At 73.8% G+C, this 21,653-nt stretch carries 19 protein-coding genes and 1 tRNA gene; 13 read left to right on the top strand and 7 right to left on the bottom strand.

What is annotated here, in order from left to right; translation table 11 throughout:
• Window positions 1-277: 277 nt before the first annotated feature.
• The 4 genes from K7G61_RS00995 to K7G61_RS01010 all read left to right on the top strand — a co-directional run bounded on the left by K7G61_RS00995 (window position 278) and on the right by K7G61_RS01010 (window position 4,298).
• On the top strand, window positions 278-1,651 hold the full coding sequence (locus tag K7G61_RS00995) for a cation:proton antiporter (protein WP_225844542.1): 1,374 nt from the start codon (window positions 278-280) through the stop codon (window positions 1,649-1,651).
• Entirely contained in the window at window positions 1,648-2,268 is a 621-nt protein-coding gene (locus K7G61_RS01000; RefSeq protein WP_308190564.1) for a flavin reductase family protein, read from the top strand. Before K7G61_RS00995 ends, K7G61_RS01000 begins: the two co-directional genes overlap by 4 nt.
• 128 nt (window positions 2,269-2,396) lie before the next feature.
• Entirely contained in the window at window positions 2,397-2,762 is a 366-nt protein-coding gene (locus K7G61_RS01005; protein ID WP_225844543.1) for an antibiotic biosynthesis monooxygenase, read from the top strand.
• Window positions 2,763-2,822: 60 nt separating this feature from the next.
• Window positions 2,823-4,298, top strand: coding sequence for a cation:proton antiporter (locus K7G61_RS01010; protein ID WP_225844544.1), 1,476 nt, complete (start codon window positions 2,823-2,825; stop codon window positions 4,296-4,298).
• A gap of 74 nt (window positions 4,299-4,372) precedes the next feature.
• On the opposite strand, the gene sigJ is transcribed toward K7G61_RS01010, so the two are convergent.
• Window positions 4,373-5,392 (bottom strand): RNA polymerase sigma factor SigJ, encoded by a 1,020-nt coding sequence (gene sigJ, locus K7G61_RS01015; protein ID WP_225844545.1) that lies wholly within the window; start codon window positions 5,390-5,392, stop codon window positions 4,373-4,375.
• A gap of 153 nt (window positions 5,393-5,545) precedes the next feature.
• On the opposite strand from sigJ, the gene K7G61_RS01020 reads away from it, so the two are divergent.
• Window positions 5,546-5,929 (top strand): nitroreductase family deazaflavin-dependent oxidoreductase, encoded by a 384-nt coding sequence (locus tag K7G61_RS01020; protein WP_225844546.1) that lies wholly within the window; start codon window positions 5,546-5,548, stop codon window positions 5,927-5,929.
• A complete protein-coding gene (locus K7G61_RS01025) occupies window positions 5,926-6,300 on the top strand; it encodes a hypothetical protein (RefSeq protein ID WP_225844547.1) in 375 nt (124 codons plus the stop codon). The genes K7G61_RS01020 and K7G61_RS01025 overlap by 4 nt, the downstream gene beginning before the upstream one ends.
• Before the next feature lie 186 nt (window positions 6,301-6,486).
• Here the strand turns inward: K7G61_RS01025 and K7G61_RS01030 are convergent, their stop codons facing one another.
• The 5 genes from K7G61_RS01030 to fdh form a co-directional block, all read right to left on the bottom strand.
• Window positions 6,487-6,978 (bottom strand): MarR family transcriptional regulator, encoded by a 492-nt coding sequence (locus K7G61_RS01030; protein ID WP_225844548.1) that lies wholly within the window; start codon window positions 6,976-6,978, stop codon window positions 6,487-6,489.
• A gap of 504 nt (window positions 6,979-7,482) precedes the next feature.
• On the bottom strand, window positions 7,483-7,656 hold the full coding sequence (locus K7G61_RS01035; RefSeq protein WP_225844549.1) for a hydrophobic protein: 174 nt from the start codon (window positions 7,654-7,656) through the stop codon (window positions 7,483-7,485).
• Between the two features lie 84 nt (window positions 7,657-7,740).
• On the bottom strand, window positions 7,741-8,802 hold the full coding sequence (gene nrfD / locus K7G61_RS01040) for an NrfD/PsrC family molybdoenzyme membrane anchor subunit (RefSeq protein WP_225844550.1): 1,062 nt from the start codon (window positions 8,800-8,802) through the stop codon (window positions 7,741-7,743).
• Window positions 8,799-9,788: a 4Fe-4S dicluster domain-containing protein gene (locus tag K7G61_RS01045; protein WP_225844551.1), complete on the bottom strand. Its 990-nt coding sequence runs from the start codon at window positions 9,786-9,788 to the stop codon at window positions 8,799-8,801. The genes nrfD and K7G61_RS01045 overlap by 4 nt, the downstream gene beginning before the upstream one ends.
• Window positions 9,789-9,792: 4 nt before the next feature.
• Window positions 9,793-13,146: a formate dehydrogenase gene (fdh, locus tag K7G61_RS01050; protein WP_225844552.1), complete on the bottom strand. Its 3,354-nt coding sequence runs from the start codon at window positions 13,144-13,146 to the stop codon at window positions 9,793-9,795.
• Window positions 13,147-13,575: 429 nt separating this feature from the next.
• Here fdh and K7G61_RS01055 point away from each other — a divergent pair, with 429 nt between their 5' ends.
• The 7 genes from K7G61_RS01055 to K7G61_RS01085 all read left to right on the top strand — a co-directional run bounded on the left by K7G61_RS01055 (window position 13,576) and on the right by K7G61_RS01085 (window position 21,289).
• Complete coding sequence (locus K7G61_RS01055) at window positions 13,576-14,604, top strand: SDR family oxidoreductase (protein ID WP_225844553.1); 1,029 nt, start codon at window positions 13,576-13,578, stop codon at window positions 14,602-14,604.
• A 204-nt stretch (window positions 14,605-14,808) separates the two neighbouring features.
• Window positions 14,809-15,510, top strand: a complete 702-nt coding sequence (locus tag K7G61_RS01060) for a UdgX family uracil-DNA binding protein (protein ID WP_225844554.1) — start codon at window positions 14,809-14,811, stop codon at window positions 15,508-15,510.
• 244 nt (window positions 15,511-15,754) lie between these two features.
• On the top strand, window positions 15,755-16,549 hold the full coding sequence (locus K7G61_RS01065; protein ID WP_225844555.1) for a DUF4232 domain-containing protein: 795 nt from the start codon (window positions 15,755-15,757) through the stop codon (window positions 16,547-16,549).
• Between the two features lie 219 nt (window positions 16,550-16,768).
• A complete protein-coding gene (locus tag K7G61_RS01070) occupies window positions 16,769-17,431 on the top strand; it encodes a class F sortase (RefSeq protein ID WP_225844556.1) in 663 nt (220 codons plus the stop codon).
• Window positions 17,432-17,539: 108 nt separating this feature from the next.
• Window positions 17,540-18,028, top strand: a complete 489-nt coding sequence (locus K7G61_RS01075; protein WP_374204024.1) for an RNA polymerase sigma factor — start codon at window positions 17,540-17,542, stop codon at window positions 18,026-18,028.
• Complete coding sequence (locus K7G61_RS36235; protein ID WP_263983719.1) at window positions 18,021-19,292, top strand: DUF4232 domain-containing protein; 1,272 nt, start codon at window positions 18,021-18,023, stop codon at window positions 19,290-19,292. Before K7G61_RS01075 ends, K7G61_RS36235 begins: the two co-directional genes overlap by 8 nt.
• A gap of 236 nt (window positions 19,293-19,528) precedes the next feature.
• Complete coding sequence (locus K7G61_RS01085) at window positions 19,529-21,289, top strand: MOSC and FAD-binding oxidoreductase domain-containing protein (RefSeq protein WP_225844557.1); 1,761 nt, start codon at window positions 19,529-19,531, stop codon at window positions 21,287-21,289.
• A 143-nt stretch (window positions 21,290-21,432) separates the two neighbouring features.
• Here K7G61_RS01085 and K7G61_RS01090 read toward each other — a convergent pair.
• Window positions 21,433-21,505 (bottom strand) — tRNA-Arg (locus tag K7G61_RS01090).
• Window positions 21,506-21,653 lie beyond the last annotated feature (148 nt).

Consider the following 21,653-nt stretch of genomic DNA (forward strand, 5'->3'; position numbering starts at 1 on the left):
TTTCGGTTCCTCCCGCGGGCCTTCGCGCGCGTCGGCGGGGAAGGGGTCCGCGGCCACGGCCGCGGCCTGCCCGGCGGTCCGATCCGGACTCGTCGCGGGCTCACCCGCCGAAGTCCCGTCCGCTTCATCGGAATTCATCGAAATTCATCGAACTCCGTTCAGCAAGGACCGGCCGGCCCGCTTCGACCACCGCACCCCGCCTTGGGCCGTCCCGACCCCGACCGCCACGTGACGCGGCGCACGTTCCGTCGTCCGGACGTCCCCAGGAGCACCGTCGATGAGCAGTCCCGTGCACAGTTCCCTGTCCGGCCCCACCTCGCGTACCGACCTCGCCCTCCACAGCCTGGCCCCGCACAGCGATCTGCGGGTCGCCACCATGGTGGCGGGCATCGCGATCGTCCTGCTGGCCGGCGTCCTGCTCGGCTCGCCGGCCAGGCGGATCCGCCAGCCCGCGGTCATCGGGGAGATCCTCGCCGGTATCGCCCTCGGCCCGAGCGTTCTCGGCCAACTGCCCGGCGACCTGCCGCGCAAGCTGTTCCCCGACGACGTGCGGCCGCTGCTGTCCGCGGTCTCGCAGGTCGGCCTGCTGCTGTTCATGTTCATGGTCGGCTGGGAGTTCGAGAAGCGCATCCTGCGGCCGCACCGCGGGGTCGCCGCCGCCGTCTCGTTCAGCTCCGTCGGCCTGGCCTTCGGCCTCGGCGTCGCGGTGTCCACGCTGCTGTACTCCCACCACGACCACGTCGCCGGGCACCACATCTCCTTCCTGACCTTCTCCACCTTCATGGGCGCGGCGATGTCCGTGACCGCCTTCCCGGTCCTCGCCCGCATCCTGACCGACAACCGCCTGACCCACACCCGGGTCGGCACCCTCGCCCTGGCCAGCGCCGCCGTCGACGACATCCTCGCCTGGTGCATGCTCGCGTACGTCTCCGCCCTGGTCACCTCCGGCAGCCCGAAGGACCTGCTGCAGGTGCTGAGCCTGAGCGCGCTGTACGTGGCCGGGATGTTCCTGCTGGTACGCCCGGCGCTGACCCGGCTGGTCGGCCGGTTCGCCGCCCGCCGGCAGTGGCGCAACCTGCTGGTGATGCTGGCGGCCGGCACCTTCCTGTCGTCCTACGTGACGACGTGGATCGGCATCCACGGCATCTTCGGGGCCTTCCTCTTCGGCTTCGTCATGCCCCGCGAACCCGCCGCCCAACTCGCCGAGCACCTGCGCGGCCCGCTGGACAACATCAGCACCGTGCTGCTGCCGGTGTTCTTCATCGTCACCGGCCTCGGCGTCGACATCAACGGCCTGCACGCCCGGCAGTGGGCGGAACTGGCCGTGATCGTCTCCGTGGCGTGCGCGGGCAAGCTGCTGGGCGCTTACATCCCGGCCCGGCTGTTCGGCCTGGGCAGGCGCGAGGCCCGCGCGCTGGGCCTGCTGATGAACACCCGCGGCCTGACCGAGCTGATCATCCTCAACACCGCGGTCCAACTCGGCGTCCTGGACGGCCAGATGTTCACCATGATGGTGATCATGGCGCTGGTCACCACCGCCCTTGCCGGGCCGCTGCTGCCCAAGGCCACCGTGCTCATGGAGACCACCACCGTGCAGGTCCCGGTCGCCGAACACGCGGCGCGGGACGCGGCGGGAGGGACGCCGCGATGACCGCCACCCCAAGTACCGCCGGTACATCCGGCACGTCCGGTACATCCGGCACGTCCGGTGCGGCGGACGGGGCCGGCGCGCCGGCGACCGCCGTGCACCGGACCGAACCCGTCGAGGGCCGGCTGCTGCGCACCGTGTGCGGCCTGTTCGTCACCGGGGTCACCGTCATCACCAGCGGTGCCGGTGACCGCTTGGAGGGAACCACCGTCAACTCCTTCACCTCGGTGTCGCTCGACCCGCCGCTGGTGCTGTTCTGCCTGCACAAGGCGTCCCGGCTGCGGACCCTGATCGACCGTTCGGGGTCGTTCGTGGTCAACTTCCTGGCCGGACCGCAGGAACCGCTCGCCCGGGCCTTCGCCGGCAGGCAGACCGCCTCGGTACGGGACGTGCCCCACCACCTGTCGGCCGACGGCATGCCCGTGCTCGGCGACGCGCTGGCCTTCCTCGCCTGCCGCCTGGAGAACGAGTTCGACGGCGGCGACCACACCATCTTCGTCGGCCGGGTCGTCGAACTCGGCGTGCCCCGCGAGCACCAGGAACCGCTGATCTTCTTCCGCGGCAGCCTGGGGGCACTGGAGGAGGAGCCGCGCGGGACGCACCCGATCTTCGACGGCTGACCCCGCCGCGCGCCCCGCGCTCCCGTACCCCGCTCCTGTACCCCTTCGCGCTCACCGCGCCCGTACCCCGTTCCCGCGCACCGCGCGCGGAGCGCTCATCCCGTGCTCATTCCCAGGGAGGAACCGTCATGCAGTTCGAGAACATCGACCCGAAGGTCCCGTTCGAGGCGCAGCTCCAGGAGAAGACCGGGACCGTCGTCCTGGTCAACACCGTGATCGTCCCGGACGGGCTGATGGACGACGTGCTGGAGAGCTGGGCCGTGGACGCGGCCTTCATGAAGGCCAGCCCGGGCTGCATCTCCACCCAGCTCCACCGGGGCACGGCGGGCGGCAACGTCCTGGTCAACGTGGCCGTCTGGGAGAGCAGCGAGGCGCTGTTCAAGGCGTTCTCCAACCCGGAGTTCCAGGCCAAGGCGTCCGCCTACCCCGAGGGCGTGATCGTGCGCCCGTACCTGACCGAGCGGGTCGCCGTCGAGGGCATCTGCGTCGCCTGACGTCTTCCGTCCGTCCCTCAGCCCGCCGTACCGGTCGTTGCGTCTGCGAGGAGTTCCCGGATGAGTCCAGTCAGCCTGGCGGCAGAGACCGTCGATCCGCTGCCGCAGCACACGCTGCTCGTGTTCCTGCTCCAGATCGGCTCTCTGCTGCTGCTGGCGACGGTGCTGGGCCGGCTGGCCCGGCGGTGCGGTCTGCCGACCATCGTGGGGGAACTGGCCTCGGGCGTCCTGCTCGGCCCCTCGGTGCTGCTGCACACCGCGCCCGGCCTGTCCGGCTGGCTCTTCCCCCGCGACCCCACCCAGATGCACCTGCTCGACGCCGTCGGCCAGATCGGCGTCCTGCTGCTGGTGGGGTTCACCGGGATGCACCTCGACCTGCACGTGGTCCGTACCCGCGGCGGGAAGGCGGCGGTCGTCAGCGCCGTCGACCTGATGGTGACACTCGGGCTCGGAGTCTGGCTGGGGTACGCGCTCCCCGGCCGGCTCCGGCCCCCCGACGCCGATCCCGCGGTGTTCGCGTGGTTCGTCGGGGTCGCCATGTGCGTCAGCTCGATCCCGGTGATCGGCCGGGTGCTGGTGGACATGAAGCTGATCCACCGCAACGTCGGCCAGCTCATCCTCGTCGTGGGCACCATCGACGACGCCGTCGGCTGGCTCATGGTGTCCGTCGTCACCGCGCTGGCCACCACCGGGGTCGGCGCCCACGAGATCGCCACCCCGCTGTGGCACCTGGCCGTCGTCGTCCTCGTCCTGCTCACCGTGGGCCGCAGGACCGTACGGTGGGTGATGCGGCGCGCGGCCGCGACCGGCTCCCGCGGTACCACGATCGCCGCCACCGTCATCCTCCTCGTCCTCTCCGGGGCCGGGGTGCAGGCACTCGGCTTCGAGGCCGTCTTCGGCGCTTTCCTGTGCGGCATCCTGATCGGCTCGTCCGGCGTCGACACGCAGGCCGCGAAGCTGGAGCCGCTCAACGCCACCGTCCTGTCCTTCCTGTCGCCGCTGTACTTCGCGCTGGCCGGACTGCGGATCGACCTGACCACGCTGGCCCACTGGGACATCGCCCTGTGGGGCCTGGTCGCGCTCGCCCTCGCCGTCCTCGCCAAGTACCTCGGCGGCTTCGTCGGCAGCACCTTCGCGCGGCTGGGCCGCTGGGAGGCCCTGGCGCTCGGCGCGGGCATCAACGCGCGGGGCGTCATCCAGGTGGTCATCGCGGTCGTCGGCGTGCGCCTGGGCCTGCTGACCACCGCCATGTACAGCATCATCGTCCTGATCGCCATCCTCACCCCGCTGATGGCCCCGCCGGTCCTGCGGTTCGCGATGAAGCGGATCGAGCACACCGCGGAGGAGGAACTGCGCGAGCGGCGGGTGCTGGCGCTCCAGGGCGACGCCGGGGCCGGCGCCGGTACCCCGGGCGCCGAGGCCGCGGCGCCGGCTTCGGGCTCCGCTTCGGCCTCTGCTTCGGCCTCCGCCTCCGCCTCTGCCTCAGCCTCCGCCCTCGCCGAGCGTGAACGTGCCGCCCTCGGCCTGCACGAGTGATGGCCACGGGCGCGTTCGCGTCTGCCGGGCCCGCCCCGGTCCGGGAGGGCGGCCGGCCGTCCTCCCGGACCGGCTCAGGGCCGCTCCTCCAGCTCCGGCGTGCCGTCCACGCCGTCCTCGCCCGTCTCCCCGGTGCCGTCCTCGCCCGCGTCCTCCAGCCGTACACCCGCGAGCTTGTCCGGGTTGGTGACCAGGAAGATGTGGGTCACCTGGTCGTTGCCCGGGTTGAGGTCCATCACCATGACCGCGTACGGCGAGTCGCCGGAGAAGACGACCGCCGACGGGTCGCCGTTGACGTGCCGGTAGCGGATGTCCAGTCCCTGCGGGCGGCGGGCCGCGTACCCGCGCAGGAAGCGGGCCACCTTGTCGCGCCCGCCGACCGGCCGAAGCGCCGAGCGCACCTTGCCGCCGCCGTCCGTCCACATCGTCACGTCGGGCGCGAGCAGCCGCATCAGCGCCGACAGGTCACCGCCCAGGGCCGCCGCTATGAACCGCTCGGTGATCCGCTGCCGCACGCGCGGATCGGCCTGGTAGCGCGGCCGCCTGGCCTGTACGTGCTCGCGCGCCCGGTGCGCCAACTGCCGTACGGCGGAGGGGCTGCGGCCCAGGATCTCGGCGATCTCGGGGTGGGCGTAGCCGAACACCTCGTGCAGCACGAACACCGCCCGCTCCAGCGGTGTCAGCGTCTCCAGGATCACCAGCAGCGCCATCGACACCGACTCGGCCCGCAAGGCGGCGTCCGCGGCGTCGGCGGCCTCGGCGGCCGGCGCGGAGTCCTCGGCGTCGGGTGTGGTCAGCAGCGGCTCGGGCAGCCACGGCCCGACGTAGGTCTCCCGGCGGCGGCTGATCGTCGCCTGCCGGGCCAGCGCCTGGTTGACCGCGACACGGACCAGGTACGCGCGGGGGTTCTCGATGCCGGCCGCGTCCGGCCGGCCGCTGCGCCGCGCCCACGCCAGCCACGTCTCCTGCAGTACGTCCTCGGTGTCGGCGACGCTGCCGAGCATGTTGTAGACCACGGAGAAGAGCAACTCCCGGTGCCCCACGAACTCCTGGGTGGCCCTGTCGTCGGGCTGCTCGGCCGGACTGTCCGCCATGAAGGCCTCCTGTGTGACGCGCACGCGCTCCTGTTCCTGAGATGAATGGCCGCCACCGGAGTGTGACATCGCGTCCGCGCCCCCTTATTTCCGGAACCGATTCGGTACCGGATTTCTCCTCCCGTCACGCGTCATCGAAGAAGGAGCAGAGACATGTCCGTTCAGCGGCGGCTGGCGCGCCTGAACAAATACGTCGGCAACAGGATCGTCGGCCGGATCATCCCCTTGCTGCCCGGCTTCGGCGCCGTGTACCACAAGGGGCGCAAATCCGGGCGTGAATACCGCACGCCGGTCAAGGTGTTCCGCAGGAACGGCCACATCATCGTGTCGCTGCCCTACGGCTCGGAGTCCGACTGGGTCAAGAACGTGGTGGCGGCGGGCGGTTGCGAGGTCAAGACCCGCGGCAAGCGCTATCCGGTGGTCGCGCCCCAGGTCTACGTGGACGACGACCCCGACATCCCGCGCTTCCTCGCCTGGGGCCTGCGGCGGCTGAACGCCGACGAGTTCCTCTCGCTGAAGATCGCGGACCCGGCGTGACCGGTCCGCGCCGGATCGTCCCGGGCCGGGCCGTCCCGGGCCGTGCCGGTGCCGGGTGGCTCGGCGACCGGCTGCTGCGCGGCCTGCTCGCGCTGGGCGCGATGACCACCGGGGTGGCCGCGCCCGGCTGGTGGCGCGAGCGCGGCGAGCACTGGTGGCAGGGCGCGGCCCCGGCCCGCCGTACCGACCCGCGGGCGGTGCGCGGTGCCGCCGGGGCCGGGCCGGGCGCCCTGGACGATCCGCGGCTGCTGCGCAGGCTGCGGTTGCTGCGCGGCAGCCAGGACCTGGAACGGCTGACCGAGGCCGCGCGCGGCCAGGCGGACGCGGCCCCGCACTGGCATCCGGAACGCCGCTCGGCGGGCGGTGGGTAGCCGCCGCGCGGCCGAGGGTGGGCCGGGGGTGGGCCGGGGGTGGGCCGAGCGTCGGTTGGGCAGGCACGGGCCGCCGGACGCGCGACCGGTCACGAGCCGGCGGTGCGGCCCGGCCGTCTCAAGCGGGGCGGCGGGGGCGGCCGGGATGGCCGGGGCGGCCGGGCGGCCGCGTGGCTGTCCGATCAGCTAGCGCTCGGCCAGGTCGTCGGTTGCCGTCCGGCCGGCCCGCGAGGTGCGCTGCAGGAAGTCGGCGATCTTCACCAGGTCGGCGTCGTCGTACTCGGCGCAGATGCCGTCCATGGCGGAGTTGAGGCCGGAGAACATGGCCGCGGCCTCGGCCTCCTTCTCCTTGATGATCTGGACCAGGACCGACCTGCGGTCGCTCGGGTTGGGCAGCCGCACCACCCAGCCGCCCCGCTCCAGCCGGTCGAGTACGCCGGTCAGGGTGGCCGGATGCAGCCCGGCGCGCTTGGCCAGGGCGGTCGGGCCGATCGGCCCGTAGCGGCTGACCAGATCGAGGCACTCCAGGTCGGTGTCCCGCAGGTCGAGGTGGCTGCCCACTTGGTGGTTGAGCAATGAGAGCTGGACACTCAGGTCGCGCAGATCGTCCTTGATCCGGTTCGTCAGCCGCTTCCGTCTCCGCGCCGCCGACGCCGCCTCAGGCAGTGTGGAATCCATGGGCGCATACCCTCTCACAGCCCCGTTCGCCGCTCGCGGCCAATTGGGCAAGACGCCCTGTGCCGCCCCCGCCAGGCGAAACAGGCGGGAGCCGGGATGCGCCCGTGATGCCTGGGACAGCCGCGCGGCCCGCGAAGCGGAACGCGCCGACGCTGTGCGCCCGGTGGTCCGACCGGTGTCCGGCCCGGGGCCCGCCCGTCGGCCCGACGGCTGCGAGGGCGCGGTGCGAGCGGTCGTCGGCTCCTCGCGGCGGGCGGTCCGTGACCGTGACGAGCCGCCAACTGGCGCTTCTCTTCCGCGGCCGCGACCCGCCGCCGCGTCCCCGAGCCGCGGGCAAGCCGTCATCAGCCACTCGTCCGGACGGCGGGCCGGCCGGACCTCTGCCGGACCGGCTGCCGGGTCGCCGACGCAGACGTGGACGCAGCCGTGGACGCAGACGCGGACGCAGACGCGGACGCGGCGGCGGGACGGGCAATCGCTTACCCGTCCCGCCACTTCATCCGGTCACCATCTGTACCAGCGATTTCTCCGTCCCCCGCCGACGCCCGAACCGCGGAAAACGAATCCGAGAAGCCATACCACGAGCACCACGAGGGCTATCCACCACAGCACGTGCAGGGCGAATCCGAGACCGCCCAGAACGAGCGCCAGTAGCAGAACCAGTGCGACTACAGCCATTTCCTGCTCCCTTCCGAGGTTTCGCGTACCCGGAAGGCGGCCGGCCATGCCATGACTTACCATTGGGCGCGGCATTCTTTTCGGTCATTCCCCGGACCGCGCCGGGTTTCCACGCCGTTCCACGCGCTCGCGTTGCGGGACCACCGTGTATTTCGGGTCGCGGGCCGACGCCACACCGGCCTCGAAGACCCCGAACCGGGTGCAGACGGAGGCCGCCAGCAGCGCCGCCCCGGCGGCCACCGCGGCCGGCCGCCCGAACCGCCCGTACCGCTCGTACCGTCGCCCGAACCGCCCGGCGGCCGGTGCCAGCAGCGCTCCGGCCGTGCCCAGCACGGACAGTGCCTCGGCCGCCCGGGTCAGCCGTCCGGCCTTCCCGTTCCGGTACGTCTCGGCCACCACTCCGAGCCGGCGCCGCATCAGCCTGGACGCCGCGATCTCGGCCGCGCAGCCGGCCAGGGCGGTCCGCCGGGCCGGCCCGGTCTCGGCCACGGGCGCGGCCAGCAGCGCCGCACCGGACGCCGCGGCCAGCGCCGAGCCGGCGAAGACGAACGGCAGTTCCCGGTGGGCGTCGTGCCAGGCGGGCACCGCCGTGTCGGCGGCCAGCACCGCGGTGTACGTGGCGACCGCGGGACCCAGCAGCGCGGCACCGGCCGTGCACAGCGCGCCCGCCCGCGGCAGCCGGCCGGCCCGGTCCAGCAGCGCGGCACCGGTGGCCAGCGGCCCGTAGCCCGCCAGGATCCACGAGCCGACGCTCATGGGCGAGGTGGGCTTGAACACGCGCAGCATGTTCGCGAACCGCGCCGGCCGGCCCAGGTCGTGCACCAGCGCGGCCACCGACCCGCCGAGGGCCAGCGCCGAGGAGGTCTTCAGCGCCCGCGCCATCCCCGGCCGCCCGGTCGCATGCGCCCCGGCGGCCAGCACGGAGCCGGCGCCGGCCAGCCCGCCCAGGAAGAAGTAGCCCGCGATGTCCAGCGGTTGCCACGAGGGCGGCTTGATCACCGGCCGGCCGTAGTACGAGGTGAACTCGGCCTTGTCCACCATCAGCCGCTCGCCCCTGCCGCCTCGCCGCTCCCGGCGCGGCGGCACCGCCTCCCGGCCCGGCCGCTCGCCCCTGATCCCCTGCCGCGTCACGTCGGAGGAACTCATCGCGTCCCCCTTCCCGACGTCGCGAAGGCCAGCGCCGCCGTGCCCAGCAGGGCGGCCGCGGCGCCCGCCGCCCGCCGCCACATCCGGGGCAGGTCACGGGTGGTCACCACCGGATCCGGCGGCAGCCCGTACACCTCGGGTTCGTCCATGAGCAGGAAGAAGGCGCCGTCGCCGCCCACGCCGTCGGCGGGATCGTGCCCGTACAGCCGTGCCTCGGGGACGCCCTCCCGGTGCAGTGCGGCGACTCGTTCCTCCGCCCTGGCCCGCAGTTCCTCCAGCGGGCCGAACTGGATGGACTCCGTCGGGCACGCCTTGGCGCACGCCGGTTCCATGCCCGCGCCCAGCCGGTCGTAGCACAGGGTGCACTTGAAGGCCCGGCCGTCGCCCGGCCGCTGCTCGATCACCCCGTACGGGCAGGCGGGCACGCAGTAGCCGCAGCCGTTGCAGATGTCCTCCTGGACCACGACCGTGCCGAACTCCGTGCGGAACAGGGAACCGGTCGGGCACACGTCCAGGCAGGCGGCGTGCGTGCAGTGCTTGCACACGTCGGAGGACATCAGCCAGCGCAGCTCGGTGCGGCCGTCGGGGGAGGGCACGGACGCGGGGCCGGCGGCTGCGGGGGAGGGTGCGGTTCCGGGGGAGTCGGGCGCTCCGGGGGAGTCGCCAACGATGGGGGAGGGCAGTGGCGTCTGCTCCTGGCCGGCGGCCGGCGGCCCCGCCAGGACCCGGCTCTGCTCGATGAACGCCACGTGCCGCCATGTCGAGGCGCCCAGGGCGCCGGTGTTGTCGTAGCTCATGCCGGTCAGCGAGAGCCCGTCCTCGGGGACGGCGTTCCACTCCTTGCACGCCACCTCGCACGCCTTGCAGCCGATGCACACCGTGGTGTCGGTGAAGAAGCCCACCCGGGGCGGCGGTTCGACGTGCCCGGCGTCGCCCGCCGGGTCCGGCTCGGGGCCGGACAGCAGCCCGCCCTCGGTCACTGCCATGGTGTCAGACCTCCATGCCGGTACGTTCGGTGATGCCCGCCCGGCGCCGGTACTCCGCCAGGAGCCGGGGCAGTTCGGGGCCGCGGGGGCGGCGGCCGGGGCGGATGTCGGCGCTGAGCGCCTTGACCTCCTGGATGTGCACGTTCGGGTCGAGCGCGATCGCGGACAGCTCGTTGGCGGCGTCCCCGGTCACCAGCCCGTTCGGCCCGAAGTGGTAGGGCAGGCCGATCTGGTGGACGGTGCGGCCGTCCAGCCGCAGCGGGGGCATCCGGTCGGTGACCAGCACCCGCGCCTCGATCGCGCCGCGCGCCGTGACCAGGGTCGCCCACCCGCCGTTGACCAGCCCCTGCTGCGCCGCCAGCGCCGGCGAGACCTCGCAGAACATCTCCGGCTGGAGCTCCGCCAGATACGGCGACCAGCGCGTCATCCCGCCCGCCGTGAAGTGCTCGGTCAGCCGGTACGTCGTCACCACGTACGGGAACACCTCCGCTCCCGGCTCCCCGCCGCCGGGGTGGAAGCGGTTGCCCTCGCGGGAGAAGACCTGCCGCACGGGATTGCGCCCGTGCCGCCCGTACAGCGGGTTGGACAGCGGCGAGTCCTGCGGCTCGTAGTGCGTCGGCAGCGGCCCGTCCACCAGGCCCGAGGGTGCGAACAGCCACCCCTTGCCGTCGGCCTGCATGATGAACGGGTCGTCGCCGCCGAGCGCCGCCGGGCCCTTCGCGTCCCGCGGCGGCTCGGTGCGCGGGGCGAGCTCCGGCGGGAAGTCGGGTACGTCGTGGCCGGTCCACTCGCCCCGCTCGGCGTCCCACCACACGTACGCCTTGCGCTCGCTCCACGGGCGGCCGTCCGGGTCGGCCGAGGCGCGGTTGTAGAGGATGCGGCGGTTGGCCGGCCACGCCCAGGCCCACTCGGCGGCCACCCAGTCCTGCTCGGTGTGCGGCTTGCGGCGGGCGGCCTGGTTGACGCCGTCCGCGTACACCCCGCAGTAGATCCAGCATCCGCACGAGGTCGAGCCGTCGTCCTTGAGGTCGGTGTACGCCGACAGGTGCGAGCCGTCCGGGCCGTATCCGTTGATCTCGGCGAGCACCGCCTCCGCCGACGGCTCCCGCAGCGCGCCCTCGGTCGGGTAGTCCCAGGCCAGGTCGAGGAACGCGCGGTCGGACGGCTCGGCGGAACCCGCCAGCCGCTCCTTGATCCGGCGGGCCAGGTGGTGGACGAACCACAGGTCGCTGCGCGCGTCGCCGTCCGGCTCCACCGCCGCGTGGTGCCACTGCAGCCAGCGGTTGGTGTTGGTGAACGAGCCGGACTTCTCGGTGTGCGAGGCCGCGGGCAGGAAGAACACCTCGGTGCCGATGTCCTGCGTACGCAGCTCGCCGGTCTCGATCTCCGGGCCGTCCTTCCACCACGTCGCCGACTCGATCAGCGAGAAGTCCCGCACCACCAGCCAGTCGAGCTTCGCCATGCCGAGCCGCTGCATCCTGGTGTTGGCCGAGCCGACCGCCGGGTTCTCGCCCATCAGGAAGTAGCCCTTGCAGACCCCGTCGAGCTGCGCGAGCACCGTCTCGTACGTGCTGTGCGAGCCGGTCAGCAGCGGCAGGTGGGAGAAGCAGAAGTCGTTGCCCGGCGTGGCCGCGTCGCCGTAGTACGCCTTGAGCAGGCTGACGAAGTACGCGCGCGCGTCCCCCCAGAAGCCCTTGTCGGTCCGGATGGCCTCGACGAAGCCGTCGAGGTTCTCGTCACGGTGGGCGTGCGGCACCGGCAGGTAGCCCGGCAGCAGGTTGAAGAGGGTCGGGATGTCGCTGGAGCCCTGGATGCTGGCATGGCCGCGCAGCGCCTGGATGCCGCCGCCGGGACGGCCGATGTTGCCCAGCAGCAGTTGGAGGATCGAGGCGGTGCGGATGTACTGCGCGCCCACCGTGTGCTGCGTCCAGCCGACCGCGTAGCAGAAGGCGCTGGTGCGGTCCGCGCCGCTGTTGCGCGTCAGCGCGTCGCAGACCTGGCGGAACAGGTCCGGCGGGACCCCGCACGTCCGCTCGACCACCTCCGGGGTGTACCGGGCGAAGTGCCGCTTGAGGATCTGGTACACGCAGCGCGGGTGCTGGAGGGTCTCGTCCCGCGGCGGGCTCGGGTGCGCCGCGGCGCCGCCCGAGCCGTGCGACTCCGAGCCGCCCGCGTCCGAGATGGCGGACTCGCGCTTCCTGCGGGCCGAACGGTCGCTCTCGCTCTCGCGGTTCTCGCCGCTCTCGGGGCTCTCGCCGCTCGCCCCGACCTGCCCGTTGTCCTTCGGTGTCTCTTCCGGCGTGCGCCCGGTCTCCTCGCGCTCACCGGCCGCCGCGTTGACCTCCCCGCCCTCGTAGGCCCAGCTCGACGGGTCGTAGTGGCGCCCCTGCGCGTCGAGCCCGGAGAACACCCCGTCCAGGTCCTCGGTGTCCTCGAAGTCCTCGTCCACCAGGAAGGAAGCGTTGGTGTACCGCAGCACATACTCCCTGAAGTCCTTGCCTTCCGTCAGTACGTGATTGACGATCGCGCCCAGGAAGGCGATGTCGCTGCCGGCCCGGATCGGCACGTGGAGGTCCGCGAGCGCGCTGGTGCGGGTGAAGCGGGGATCGACGTGGATGACCGTGGCGCCCCGCGCCTTGGCCTCCATCACCCACTGGAAGCCGACCGGGTGCGCCTCGGCGTAATTGGAGCCCTGGATGACGATGCAGTCCGAGTTCTGCAGGTCCTGCATGAACGTGGTGGCGCCGCCCCGGCCGAACGAGGTGCCCAGACCCGCCACCGTCGCGCTGTGGCACACCCGCGCCTGGTTCTCCACCTGGATGACGCCCAGCCCGGTGAACAGCTTCTTGATGAGGTAGTTCTCCTCGTTGTCCAGCGTCGCCCCGCCCAGGCTCGCGATCCCGAGGGTGCGGTTGACGCGGACCCCGTCCACTTGGTCCTGCCAGGTGTTCCGGCGGGTGGCGACCACCCGATCGGCGATCATGTCCATCGCCGTCTCCAGGTCCAGCGGCTCCCAGTCCTGCGCGTACGGCCTGCGGTAGAGCACCTTCTTGCGCCTGGCGTCCCCGGTGGTGAGCTGCAGGGTCGCCGACCCCTTCGGGCACAGCCGGCCCCGGCTGATGGGCGAGTCAGGGTCGCCCTCGATCTGCACCACCCGCTCGTCCTTGACGTACACCTGCTGCCCGCAGCCGACCGCGCAGTACGGACAGACGGACTTCACCACCCGGTCGGCGGTCGCCGTGCGCGGCGTGAGCTCCCGGGTCCGCCGCGACATCGCCGCCGCGCCCCTGCCGAGGCGGTCACGCCCGGTGAGCTGGCGGAGAACGGGCCATCCTCGGATCGGTTCGGGCAGGTCCATCTCTCGGTCCTCGTCTCGTCCGGCTGCCGCGCGGCATCGTCACAGCCCCGACGGCGAAGGTCGGCTGCCCCGGCTCGGCGCGGGAAAACCCGGGACCCGCGCCCCGCCGTCCCGTACGCGCGGACGGGACCCGCCACGGTCCGGCGTCCACCGTATGCGTACTGTTACGGAGGCGCCCGCCGGCAAGGGCCGGATGGGTGCGGTCCGGCGGGAGCGGGGGCGGGGGTGGCGGCTGCGTACGTCGCGGCGGGGGTGCGGGTCCGCGGGGGCGGATGGCCGGGTGCGGGTGTGTCCCGGCGTGGGTGAGGTGCGGGTCCGCGGGGGCGGCAGGTGCGGGTGGGGCCGGTGTGAACACGGGCGGCGGGGTAGGCGGGGGATGGGAAGCCGGGCCGTGCGTGGTTCCGGCGCAGACGTTCCCAGGAGGACCCCATGGCAGCGCTTCAGCTCCACCCCGAATCCCTGAGCGGTCTGTCCGCGGTGGTCACCGGCGGTTCCCGCGGACTCGGGCTGCTGATCGCCGAGCAGCTCACCCGGCGGGGCTGCGCGGTCACCATCGCCGCCCGCGACGCCGAGGAATTGTCCGCGGCGGAGGACTTCCTGAAGCTGCGCCCCGGCGCCCGGGTCCGCGCCGCCGTGTGCGACGTGACCGACCAGGACGCGGTACGCGACCTCTTCCGTACCGCCGACGAGGAGTGGGGCGGCGTCGACGTGGTGGTCGCCAACGCCGGGGTCATCCAGGTGGCGCCGCTGGACTCGGTCGGGGTCGCGGAGTTCCGTGACGCGATGGAGACCATCTTCATGGGCACCCTGAACACCTCGCTGGAGGCCATGCCCTACCTGCGGCGCAGCCGGGCCGGCGGTCGGCTCGCGCTGATCGGGTCCCTCGGCGGGCTGGTCGCGGTGCCGCACTTGCTGCCGTACTCCTGCGCGAAGTCCGCGGTGGGCACCCTCGCCGAGGGGCTGCACGCGGAGGCGGGCCCGCACGGGGTGAGCGTCACGGCCGTGCATCCGGGGCTGATGCGCACCGGCTCGCACGTGGCCGCGGAGATCGGCGGCGAGCAGGCGGAGGAGTTCGCCTGGTTCTCCGGGCTGGCCGGCACTCCCCTGGTGTCGATGGACGCCCGGCGCGCAGCCGACCGCATCGTCACCGCGCTGCAGCGGCGCAGGACCCGGGTGGTGCTCACGCCGGCCGCCAAGGCGGCCGACATCAGCCACGGGGTGGCGCCCGCGACGACCACCAAGCTCACCGCGATGGCGGGTCGGGCGTTGCCCGCCGCGCCCGAGGGACACGAGACCCCGCACACCGACGAGGGCGGCGAGTCCGCCGAACTGCGCAAGGGAGGCGAGGTGGAGCCCCCCGCCCGCGTCGTGGTCCGCAAACTCCGTGACTGGGGCAGCACCCTCAACGATCGCGCGGCCCAGGCGTACAACCAGCTCAGCCACCGCCGCTCGGCCTGACGGGGTGCACGGCGTGCGGACCGACATGCACGCGATGCACGCGAGGGCGGAAGCCGGCCGGCGGGCCGGGCGGTACGCCGAGGCCTACGCGGTGGCGGAGACGTACGCGGTGGCCTGGCGGCTCTCGGGAGCGTGGGCGCGTGCACGGGCACGGGCGCTGGCGCGTGCGCGGTCCGGGGCGCGGGTGGCGGCGGAGGCGCGGACATGAGCGGGGGCGCGGACGTGAGCGGCGGCGCGCGGCGAGACGGCGAACGGCCGCCCGGCTCGGGGTACGACGCCACGCCGTACCTCCCGGAGCACGGCGGGCTGGCCGCCTACCGCGAGGCCGCCGCCGACTGCCGGGGATGCCCTCTGTTCGAACCGGCCACGCAGACGGTCTTCGGTGAAGGCCGCGACGACGCCCGCATCGCCCTGGTCGGCGAGGAACCGGGGGACCAGGAGGACCGGCGCGGCGAGCCCTTCGTCGGCCCGGCCGGCCGGATGCTGCGCAAGGCCATCGAGGACGCCGGACTCGGCGACGAGCCCGCCTACATCACGAACGCGGTCAAGCACTTCAAGTTCGAGCCCGCCGAGCGGGGCAAGCGGCGCATCCACAAGTCGCCCTCCCTGCGCGAGGTGTCCGCCTGCCGGCCCTGGCTCGACGCCGAACTGCGCCTCCTCTCGCCGGAGTTGGTCGTCGCCCTCGGGGCCACCGCCGCCAGGGCGCTGCTCGGCTCGTCCTTCCGGGTCACCAAGGAGCGCGGCACCCCGCTGCCGCTCGCACTGCCTCCGGACGGTGAGCGGCAGGCCACGGTCGTGGCGACCCTCCACCCCTCCGCGATCCTGCGCTCCGACGACCGAGAGCGCGCGTACGAGGGGCTCGTCGCCGATCTGCGGGCCGCCGCCCGGGCGCTGGCGGGCGGCTGAACGGGGCCGGGCGGCGGATTGCGTGGGCCGGGCCGGCTCGGCCGGCCCGGGCGCCGGGCCGGCCGGGGCGGGGGAGGGAAGGGGGGCCGGGCGGCGGATCGTGGCGGGCGGCGCGGCCCGCAGGACTTTGACATCTCTTTACAACCCGGTCCAGGGCCGGGTCGTCTCTCCCCGCGATTCCCGGAACGGCCCCGCCGGCTTCCTGCCGAGCGCCGAGGCCGCTGGGGGGAAAGAGGGACTGGACATGCTCAAGCGCTCACTGACCAAGCGCTCACTCGCCGTCGGCACCGCCGCCTCGGCGGCGGCGTTCGCCGTCGCCGCACTGGGAGCCGTACCCGCCATGGCGGCTCCTGGCGCGGCCCCGGCCCGCGCCACGACCCCGATGTGCCTGACCTCGCAGCTCTCCGCCCGTCTCGGCGGCGGCGACGCGGGGGCGGGCAACCTGTACCGCTACCTCGTGATCACCAACCACAGCCGCACCACCTGCCATGTCACCGGGTACCCCGGGCTGTCGCTGCTCGACGCGCACGGCAAGCAGATAGGCGCCCCCGCCGACCGCGACCCGAGGTCGTACGCGCCGGTCGTACTGCGCCCCCGCGCTTCCGCCAGCGACACCATCCACACCGCGAACCAGATGGGCACCTGCCTGCCCGCCTCGACCTCGCTGCGGATCTACCCGCCCGGCAACCGCTCCTCGCTGGTCTTCCCCGGCAAGGTGACCAACTGCGACCGGGTGTTCACCGTCACCCCGTTCACGGCGGGCACGGAGGGCAACCCGTCGAACGCCCGTTCCGGCAGTGTCCCCACCCCCGAACCGACCCGCTCCGCGGCCTCGACCGCCAGGCCGGCGCCCGCACCCGGCCGGCAGGTCACCGCGGTGCCGTCCGGCGCGCCCGACACCGGCGTGGCGCCGGTCGCGTCCTCCGGATCGCACGGCACCGAGGTCGTGGGGGCCGCGGCCGCCGGCGGCGCGCTGGTCCTGGGCGGCCTGGGCCTCGCCGCCCGCCGGCGGGCCACCCGTGGCCAGGCCCGGGGCTGAGCGTTGGCTCGCTTGTCCTCAGCCCTGCCTTCCCGTCGCCGCGTGCTCGACCCCGCGGCGGCGGGTGGCGGCGCGTACGCCACCGCGCCCGGCACGGCCGCCGTCCCCGCCGGAACCGGCGGCCCCGAAGCGGGCCTTCCTCGGACCGGCCGTCTGCGGACCGGCCGTCTGCGGACCGTCCGCTCCGGGGCCGTCCGCGCCGCTGACGGGAGCGTCCGGGTGAGGCGTACCGGAAGCCGCCGTTTCCGTTACGCCCTGTGGCCGGCCCTCCTCGCGCTCGCCGTGCTCGTCGGCCTCACCGGCTGCGGGACGGGCAAGGCGGCCCGCACGCCGTCCGACCCGGGGCCGGGCACCGGCCGGAACACGACCGCGCCCGTCTCCTCACCCGTGAGCGGCCGTAGTTCCGACGCGGCGCCGCCCGCGCAACTCGCCCGCTCCGAGCCCGTACGGCTGCGCATCCCGGCGATCGGGGTCGACACCAGCGTGATGCGGCTCGGCCTGGCCGCGGACCACACGGTGGAGGTGCCGCCGATCGCCGCGCACTCCCCGGCCGGCTGGTACGAGGGCTCGCCCACCCCAGGCCGCACCGGGCCGGCGGTGATCCTCGGACATGTCACCGTCGGCCAGTACGGTGACGGCGTCTTCCGCCACCTGTCCGCCATGCGGGCGGGCGACCGCATCCTGGTCGGGCTGCGGGACGGCGTCACCGCCTCCTTCACCGTCGACTCCGTGCAGACCGTCGCCAAGTCCCGCTTCCCGACCGACGAGGTGTACGGGAACGTCGACCGGCCCGAGTTGCGTCTCATCACATGCGGCGGTCCCCGCGACGGCGGGAGCGGCTACCCGGACAACGTGATCGTCTACGCCTCGCTGGTCCGGTGAGGGAGCGCGCCGATGAAGGAACCGCCGGGGTTCCCTCACCCGGGACACGCGGTCGCGACGATCACCCGGGCCGGCCCGGCGCCACGACGACGAGTGAGGAGCGCGGTCATCCGGTCTCAAGAGGCGGCGGCTTCCGAATTGTTCGCGGCCCTGTATCCACGGCTGGCGGGCTGGTGCCGCCGACTGGTGGACGACGACGGGACCGCGCACGAGATCGCCTCGGAGGCCTTCACCCGGCTGTGGGCGCGCTGGACGAAGGTCGACGAGCCCCAGGGGTTCCTCTATGTGACCGCGGCCAACCTGGTCCGCGACCACTGGCGCAAACTGGAGCGCGAACGGCGGGCCCTGCGCCGCGTGACCACGGAGGAAGTCGTGAAGCAGCAGCCGGAGACGGCCGACCCGTCCGTCCGCATGCTCGTCCAGTCGCTGCCCGAACGCCTCCGCAACCCCGCGCTCCTCTACTACTACGCCGACCTGCCGGTGCGTGAGGTCGCCGCACTGCTGGGCCGCAACGAGGGAACCGTCAAGGCCGATCTGCACGCCGCTCGCGAACTGCTCCGCGCGAAACTCGGGGGACACCATGACCGGATTGCCTGACGACCCCCGGGACGACGCCCGCCCCCCGGGCGCGACGGGCGATTCCTCCGCGGGCGGTTCCTCCGTGGGCCGTTCGCCGGAGGGCGGTTCCGCGAGCGGTCCGTCGGCGGGCGGCCCTGCGAAGGGTTCGGCGCAGGGCGATGGCCGGGCACGCGGAGCCGGTCCGGAGTTCGGCGGGGACACCGGCTGGGGCTCCGGCGGGGACATCGGCCGGGGCTCCGGCGGGGAGACCGGCCGGGGTACGGGCGGGGACATCGGCCGGGGTACCGGCGGGCACTTCGGCCGGGGCACCGGCAGGGACGTCGGCGTGGATGTCGCGGGGGGTTCGGGTGGGGCTGTCGACCGTGCTCCGGGCCGCGCCTTCGGCCCCGACGCCGCCCGCGCCGCCACCCGCGGCCATGGTGGTGACCTCAGCCGGGACTTCGACGCCGGCGGTCCGGACGGCGACGAGCCGGACCCGCTGGAGTGGCTGCTGCGGCCGCCCGGCGACTACCTTTCCCCGCCGCCCGGGTCCTTCGAGCGGATCCGCCGCAAGGCCGCGCGCCGCCGCCGCAACCGCGCGGCCGCGGGCGGTGTGGTCGTGGCTGCCATGATCACGGGCTCCGTCTACCTGGCCGGCGCCCTGTCCCCGCACGACTCGGGTGACGTGGTCGGCCCCCCCGCCACCAGCTCCCAGGTCACCCACGTGCCGACCCCGCCGGAACCGACCGGCCGCGCCCCGCGGCCCAGTACGAGTCCGCCACCCACCACCCGCGACGGCAGGCCGAGGCCGGTCACCTCCGCCACCACCCCCACCGCTCTGCCCAGCGGCACCTCCGGCGGCCGGGTGGTACCGCCGACCCCCACCGCCGCCACCCGGATGTGCACAACCGCCCAGCTCTCAGCGGAACTCGGCGGCGGTAACGCGGGCGCCGGCAACCTCTACCGCTACCTCGTGCTCACCAACCGCAGCGCCACCAGCTGCCACATCGCCGGCTACCCGGGCCTGTCCCTGCTCGACGCCGACGGCAACGAGATCGGCGCGCCCGCCACCCGCGACCGGCGCCCGTACCAGCCGGTGATCCTCGCGCCCGGCGATTCCGCGAGCGACACGATCCACACCGCCGACCAGCAGGGGACCTGCCTGCCCACCTCCGTCTCGCTGCGGATCTATCCGCCCGGCAACCGCGCCTCCCTGGTCATCGCGGGCCGCGTCACCGACTGCGACAACCTCCTGACCGTCACGCCGTTCACCGCCGGCCGCACCGGCAACCCCGCCAACTGACCGCCGACCGCGCCGGCGCCGCCTCCGCGCGGCACCCATCCCGCCCTGCGAAGCGATCGACGAGGCACTCCGCATCCGAGTCGGTACCGTGGTCCGTGTGACCGCCACCGCTCCGGCACGTGCTCTGCGGCGGCCCGCCCGCCGTATCCCCGGGCCGCGCGTACCGGCGGATCCGGGCCGTGCCTCCTCTCCGGCGGCGGTGGGCCGCCGGAGAGGGAACAGGGAAGGAACCCCCGATGCCCTCGCTGCTCTCGGTGAATGTCGGGATGCCGAAAGAGGTGTCCTGGCAGGACAGGACCGTGTGGACCGGGGTGTGGAAGCACCCGGTGCGCGGCCCGGTGATGGTCAGGCGCCTGAACATCGACGGTGACGGGCAGGGGGACACCGCCGGCCACGGCGGCGAGCAGCGCGCCGTGCTGGTCTACCAGATCCAGTCCTACCGGCACTGGGAGCGGCATTTCGGACGCGACGACTTCGAATACGGTCAGTTCGGCGAGAACCTCACCGTCGACGGCCTGCCCGACGACGAGGTCTGCATCGGCGACCGGTACCGCATCGGCGAGGCCGAGTTCGAGGTCACCCAGCCGCGGGTCACCTGCTACCGCGTCGGCCTGCGCCTCGGCGAACCCCAACTTCCCGCCCTGCTGGTCGCCCACCACCGTCCCGGCTTCTACATGCGGGTGCTGCGCGAGGGGCACGTCCAGGCCGGTGACCCGATCGTCCGGACCCGGACCGGACCGGGCGCGCTGAGCGTCGCCGACACCGACGCGCTGCTCTACCTTCCCGGCCGCGACCCCGCCAAGCTGCGTCTGGCGCTGGACATCCCCGCCTTGAGCCCCGGCTGGCAGGGATCGTTCCGCGAACTGCTCGCCGCTGCCGGCGGTGGTCCGGGCTCCACCGCGGATACGGGTGCCGGGGCCGCTCCCGTGGACACGCGCCCGGCCTGGCAGGGTTTCCGGGAGTTGCGGGTGGCCGAGGTGGTGCCCGAGACGACGACGGTCGCCTCGATCCGCCTCACCAGCCCCGACGGGACACCGCTCCCGGCCGCCCGCGCCGGCCAGTACCTGACGCTGCGGGTCCCCGGCCTGGGCCGCCCGGCCCCCGTACGCAGCTATTCGCTGTCCTCGGCGCCGGACGCCGGCGGCTACCGGATCAGCGTCAAGCGCGAGCCGCACGGCGTCGCGAGCGGCTACCTGACCACGAAGCTGCGGCCGGGAGCGGTCCTGGAGGTGGCCGCTCCCCGGGGCGACTTCGTCCTCGCCGACGGCCCCGGCCCGGTGCTCCTGATCTCCGCCGGCATCGGCCTCACACCGGTGCTGTCGATGCTGCACGAGCTCGCCGCCCGCGGCAGCGACCGCGAGGTCTGGTGGATCCACGGGGCACGCGGGCCGCGGGAGCACCCGTTCGCCGCCGAGGCGCACGCCTTGCTGGCGGCGCTGCCGCGCGGCCGGGAACACGTCTTCTACAGCGCGGCCACCGCCGAGGAGCGGAGCCGTGCCCACGCCGTCGCCGGGCGCCTGACCGCTGAGGGACTGGCCGCGCTGTCCCTCCCGGCCGGGGCGACCGCCTACGTGTGCGGACCGGCCTCCTTCATGGACGACATGCGCGCGGCACTCGCCGCGGCCGGTGTCGACCCGGCCCGCATACACGCCGAACTCTTCGCCGCCCTGCCGTCGAGAACCCCGGGTCTCACCGCCCGGGCGGCCCGCCCGCCGCACCAGCCCCCTGGCCCGCCCGGAACCGGCCCGCTGGTGACCTTCGCCCGCAGCGGCATCTCCGTGCCGTTTCCCGAGGGCAAGAGCAGCGTCCTGGAGCTCGCCGACGCCTGCGACGTTCCCACGCGCTGGAGCTGCCGTACCGGCGTGTGCCACACCTGCGCCACCCGCCTGCTGTCCGGTGACGTCACCTACTCGCCCGAGCCGCTGGAACCTCCGTCCGACGGCGAGGTCCTCATCTGCTGCTCACGGCCCGGCACCGACCTCGTCCTCGACATGTGAACCGGCCGGTCTCCTCGGCCCGCGTCGTCCGCGACAAAGGCGCCCGATGGAGGCGAGTTTCAGCCACTCCGCGTCCGGTGTGGCCGGACCGGGCCGCCACCGCGCAGCGTAGGCGGGAGCGCGGTGGCCGACCCATGAGGGAGCGCCCCCGGCAGGACTCGAACCTGCGGCCAAGCGCTTAGAAGGCGCCTGCTCTATCCACTGAGCTACGGGGGCTGGACAGTGGCCGCGGCTGTCTCCGCCCCTGGGTGGTTCCGTGACCTCGTACCGGGGTCAAGGATAGGGCGCCACAGGTCCGCTGCCGGGTGCTTCACCCGCGTGACACGATGTGGAGGTTCGGTGAAGCGGTCCGATAATCGCAGGC

This window comes from Streptomyces sp. HPF1205, from assembly GCF_020400825.1.
Taxonomy (GTDB): domain Bacteria; phylum Actinomycetota; class Actinomycetes; order Streptomycetales; family Streptomycetaceae; genus Actinacidiphila.